This window comes from Planktotalea sp., from assembly GCF_049680325.1.
Classification (GTDB): Bacteria; Pseudomonadota; Alphaproteobacteria; order Rhodobacterales; family Rhodobacteraceae; genus Planktotalea.
In genome coordinates this window covers 1-4,619 of record NZ_JBAUHO010000218.1, presented here as the reverse complement: position 1 = coordinate 4,619, position 4,619 = coordinate 1, and the positions used below count along the sequence as shown (strand labels likewise).

The following is a 4,619-nucleotide window of genomic DNA, read 5'->3' as shown; positions in this document are numbered from 1 at the left end:
CCGGGGCTGATTATCTATTCCGACGCACTGAACCATGCCTCAATGATCGAGGGCGTGCGCCGCAATGGCGGGGCCAAACGTATCTTCCGTCACAATGATGTGGCGCACCTGCGCGAGTTGCTGGCAGCCGATGATCCAAACGCGCCCAAGCTGATCGCTTTCGAATCGATCTATTCGATGGATGGGGATTTTGGCCCGATTGAAGCGATTTGCGACCTTGCAGATGAGTTCGGAGCGCTGACCTATATTGACGAAGTCCACGCCGTTGGCATGTACGGAGCACGCGGCGCTGGCGTTGCAGAGCGTGATCGCCTGATGCACCGCCTTGATATCATTAACGGAACATTGGCCAAAGCCTATGGCGTGATGGGTGGCTATATCGCCGCGTCCTATAAGATGTGTGATGCGATCCGCTCCTATGCGCCCGGTTTCATCTTTACCACGTCGCTTCCCCCTGCGGTGGCGGCGGGTGCAGCGGCCTCGGTGGCGCATCTCAAGCGGACGCCTGAACTGCGCGAGCAGCATCAAACACAGGCTAAGATATTGAAATTACGCCTGAAAGGGCTGGGTCTGCCAATCATCGATCATGGCAGCCACATCGTCCCCGTTATGGTCGGTGATCCTGTTCATACAAAAAAGCTCTCTGACATGTTGCTCGAAAATTTCGGGATTTACGTGCAACCGATCAACTTCCCGACTGTGCCGCGCGGCACAGAGCGTTTGCGCTTCACACCGTCGCCTGTTCACGGGCCAGACGAGATGAACAAGCTCGTGGAAGCCATGGACTCGCTCTGGTCCCATTGTGCGCTGAATCGTGCCGAATTAACGGCTTAGCCCTTATTCGGGTGCAGAATCAGTTGCACCATGCTAATCTCTGCCTAATAACATCGATCAGGGAATCGGGCTTGTGGATAAGTTGTGGGCAAAGCAGTAGCTTTTAGTATAGGGCAGGGCGTATGATCGGGCGCAGAAAATCGCGCAAATCAGAAGAGATTGACGTCGCTCCCAAAGGGTTCGACGACTTCGACCTGCGTCTTGGCGACATGATGCGCGGCGAGCGTGCGACGCTGGGCAAATCCTTGCTTGACGTGCAACGCGAGTTGAAAATCAAAGCCTCCTACATTTCTGCTATCGAAAACGCTGATCCCAGTGTTTTTGAAACCCCCGGCTTTATTGCTGGCTACGTGCGCTCATATGCGCGCTATCTTGGCATGAATCCCGAAGTCGCTTTTGAAGCCTTCTGCCGCGAGAGCGGATTTTCGACCGCGCACGGCATGTCCGATGAAGCGTCGACAATCAAGAAATCCCGCGCGGCTGAAATCATTGCCTCTTCGCAAGTGGGCCGTGATCCGTTTGCCCAGCCCAGCACACCCTTTGTGCCCACCGGGGACGCTTTTCTGTCACGGGTTGAACCGGGTGCCATAGGCTCCACATTGGTTCTTGTAACGTTGCTGGGTGCAATCGGCTTTGGTGGCTGGACTGTTTTGAACGAAGTCCAGCGCGTGCGCCTTGCGCCAGTTGACGAAACGCCTGTTGTTCTTGCTGATCTTGATCCCGTGACGCGCGCTTCTGCGCCTTTGGCGGAGATTTCCGAAAACGGTGTTGCGCCTGTGAGCGCAGGCTTGGCGCGTCCTGAACAGGACGGTCTGGACCGTCTGTATCGCCCGAAAGCGCTGGACACGCCTGTGCTTGTTGCACGTGACGCGCCAATTTCGATGATTAATCCACGTAGCCACGGTGCCTTTGCCACGAACGAGACGGAAGAGCCGCAAGCGCAGCCAACGTTGCTTGCCGACGGGACGGTGCAGGTTCCAACGCTTGGTGGCGCGGTGCCCCAAGTGGTCGAACAAATCCCCGGTCAGGTTCAACTGGTTGCTGTGCGCCCCGCTTGGGTCCGTGTCAGTGCAGCCGATGGCACCTCGGTCTTTGAGGGCATCCTGAATGCGGGCGACACCTATCCAATTCCGATGACAGAAGACCCGGCGACATTGCGCGTTGGTGAATCTGGCGCAATCTACTTCTCGCTTAATGGTCAGCACTATGGCCCCGCCGGCCCACGCGGTCAGGTGACGTCGAAGGTTGCGCTTTCTGCTGCGGCAGTTGCTGAAAAATACGAGGTTGCCGATCTGAACGTCGATCAAGATCTCGCGCGCCTTGTTGCCGAGGCCCAGGGCATCCAGATCCCGTCAGAGTAAGCGGCAAGCAAGTTTCGACAATTCAACGCATTGCCTGAGCACATAGCGCGTCCTATGTAGAGCGTAGCTCATCGCTTGCTCAAAAAGGGACACACTATGTCGCTGAATCACGTTCGCCCTTGGAAAAACATCTACCGCCGCACGTCGCGTCAAATCATGGTCGGGAATGTCCCGGTGGGCGGTAATGCACCCATCGCAGTGCAAACCATGACCAACACCGACACATCCGATGTCGCTGCGACCGTTGCGCAGGTGCAAGCAGCGGCAGAGGCGGGCGCAGATATCGTGCGCGTGTCCACGCCTGATGAAGCCTCGACCAAAGCGCTCAAGGAAATCGTACGCGAAAGCACGGTGCCGATCGTCGCTGATATCCACTTCCACTACAAACGCGCTATCGAAGCAGCAGAGGCGGGCGCGGCCTGCCTACGTATCAACCCCGGTAATATCGGTGACGAAAAGCGTGTTAAAGAAGTGATCCAAGCGGCCAAGGACCACGGATGCTCGATCCGCATTGGCGTAAATGCGGGCTCGCTTGAAAAGCACCTTCTGGAAAAATATGGCGAACCTTGCCCTGATGCGATGGTTGAAAGCGGATTGGAGCATATCCGCATTTTGCAAGACAATGATTTCCACGAGTTCAAGATCAGCTGCAAAGCGTCAGACGTGTTTATGTCTGCTGCAGCCTATCAGAAATTGGCCGATGCCACAGATGCGCCAATCCACCTTGGTATCACAGAGGCAGGCGGATTGGTCAGCGGTACGATCAAATCTGCCATCGGCCTTGGCAATCTGCTTTGGATGGGCATTGGCGACACGATCCGTGTTTCTCTGTCTGCGGACCCTGTTGAAGAGGTTAAAGTCGGATTTGAAATCCTGAAATCCCTTGGTTTGCGTCATCGCGGTGTGAATATTATCTCGTGCCCGTCCTGCGCACGGCAGGGCTTTGACGTGATAAAAACTGTTGAAACCCTTGAGAAACGCCTCGAGCACATCAAAACCCCGATGAGCCTGAGTATTATCGGTTGCGTTGTGAATGGGCCGGGCGAAGCCTTGATGACCGATGTCGGCTTTACAGGCGGCGGCGCAGGGGCCGGGATGGTTTATCTTGCGGGCAAGCAAAGCCACAAACTCTCTAACGAGCAGATGGTAGAACATATTGTCGAGCAAGTAGAAAAGCGCGCGGCCGTTATTGACGCAGAACTTGAAGCCGAAGCGCAGGCCGCGGAATAAAGAAAACCTTTGGTTTCCTCTCTCTATAAATATCCCGGGGGGTACGGGGGGCTGGCCCCCCGTCTGGACTGCGGTACGGGGGGCTGGCCCCCCGCCTTAGTCAAATCATCCGCGTTCTTGATCGACGATCTGTTGCATCGCATCTAACGGCACATAGCCGCGAACCAATTGGCCGCCCATGACAAAGGTCGGTGTGCCGCGAATTTGCAAACGCTGCGCGAGTGCGCGTGTTTCGTCGATCTCGCGCGTGACCTCATCACTGTCCATTTTCGCAACGATTGCGTCAGCATCCAAACCCAACCCGTCAGCAAGGCGGGCAAGCGCGGCGCTGCTAGGCTCGCCGCTAAAAGCAATCAGCGCGTCATGCACGGCCTTATAGGCCGCGTCGCCAGCAACATGGCGGGTCGCAATCGCAAAACGGGACGAGGCTGTTGAGGCTTCACCCAGGATCGGGAATTCTTTGACGATCAGGCGGATATTACCATCGCTTTGCAGCAGTTGCTCAACTTCACTATGTGCTTTGCGGCAATAGCCGCAGCGATAGTCCAGAAACTCGACAACGGTCACGTCACCCTCGGGATTGCCGCCAACCCAAGAATAGCCATCGTTAAACAATGCATCCGCATTGGTAGAAACCAGCGAAAGATCGTCCTGTTCCTGCTGCGCGGCCTGACGCGCCTCCATCTGGTTGACGGCTTCGATGATAACCTCGGGGTTTTCCATCAAAAACGCACGTACCTCGGCGCGAAATGACTCGCGTTCAGGCGCACTCATCGCGGTCAGATCAAAGGCCTGCGCAGGTGCTCCTAGCGCAGCGATGCAAAGGCTCGTCGTGGCCAAAAGACGTTTCATAAAGGCACTCCCAATAGGTTACTTTTGTTGTTCTGCTGCACTGAGCACATCTTGTGCTCTTTGCCAAGGACCAGAGCCTTGCGGCAGGCGGGCAACCGCACGGTTTGCATGCAGTGCTGCATCTTTAAATCGCCCGTTCAATGCATGCCGCTCTGCCGCAGCGAGCGATGCCATGGCTGGTTGCCCCGTTAGCGCATAGGCGCTGCCCAGATCGCGAAGCACAGAGGGATCCCTGAAATCACGGGCGCGCGCAGCTTCCAGCGTTTGGAGCGCTTGCTTGGGTTGGCCGGCGGCCAGCAAGGCACGCCCATAACCACCCAGAATAAGGGCATTGTTAGGGAC

5 protein-coding genes are annotated in these 4,619 nt (G+C 56.4%); 3 read left to right on the top strand and 2 right to left on the bottom strand.

The annotated features are described in order from the left end of the window. The 3 genes from hemA to ispG all read left to right on the top strand — a co-directional run. A partial coding sequence (hemA, locus tag WBC85_RS10020) for a 5-aminolevulinate synthase (RefSeq protein ID WP_424436155.1) occupies positions 1 to 834 on the top strand: 834 nt, incomplete at its 5' end. A gap of 122 nt (positions 835 to 956) precedes the next feature. Further along, positions 957 to 2,195, top strand: coding sequence for a helix-turn-helix domain-containing protein (locus WBC85_RS10015; protein WP_424436152.1), 1,239 nt, complete (start codon positions 957 to 959; stop codon positions 2,193 to 2,195). Between the two features lie 96 nt (positions 2,196 to 2,291). Continuing rightward, positions 2,292 to 3,425, top strand: a complete 1,134-nt coding sequence (gene ispG, locus WBC85_RS10010; RefSeq protein WP_424436149.1) for a flavodoxin-dependent (E)-4-hydroxy-3-methylbut-2-enyl-diphosphate synthase — start codon at positions 2,292 to 2,294, stop codon at positions 3,423 to 3,425. 105 nt (positions 3,426 to 3,530) lie between these two features. Here ispG and WBC85_RS10005 read toward each other — a convergent pair whose 3' ends face one another. Further along, positions 3,531 to 4,277, bottom strand: a complete 747-nt coding sequence (locus WBC85_RS10005; protein ID WP_424436146.1) for a DsbA family protein — start codon at positions 4,275 to 4,277, stop codon at positions 3,531 to 3,533. A gap of 18 nt (positions 4,278 to 4,295) precedes the next feature. Beyond that, positions 4,296 to 4,619, bottom strand: a 324-nt coding sequence (locus WBC85_RS10000) for a tetratricopeptide repeat protein (protein ID WP_424436143.1), incomplete at its 5' end; no start/stop codon positions are given.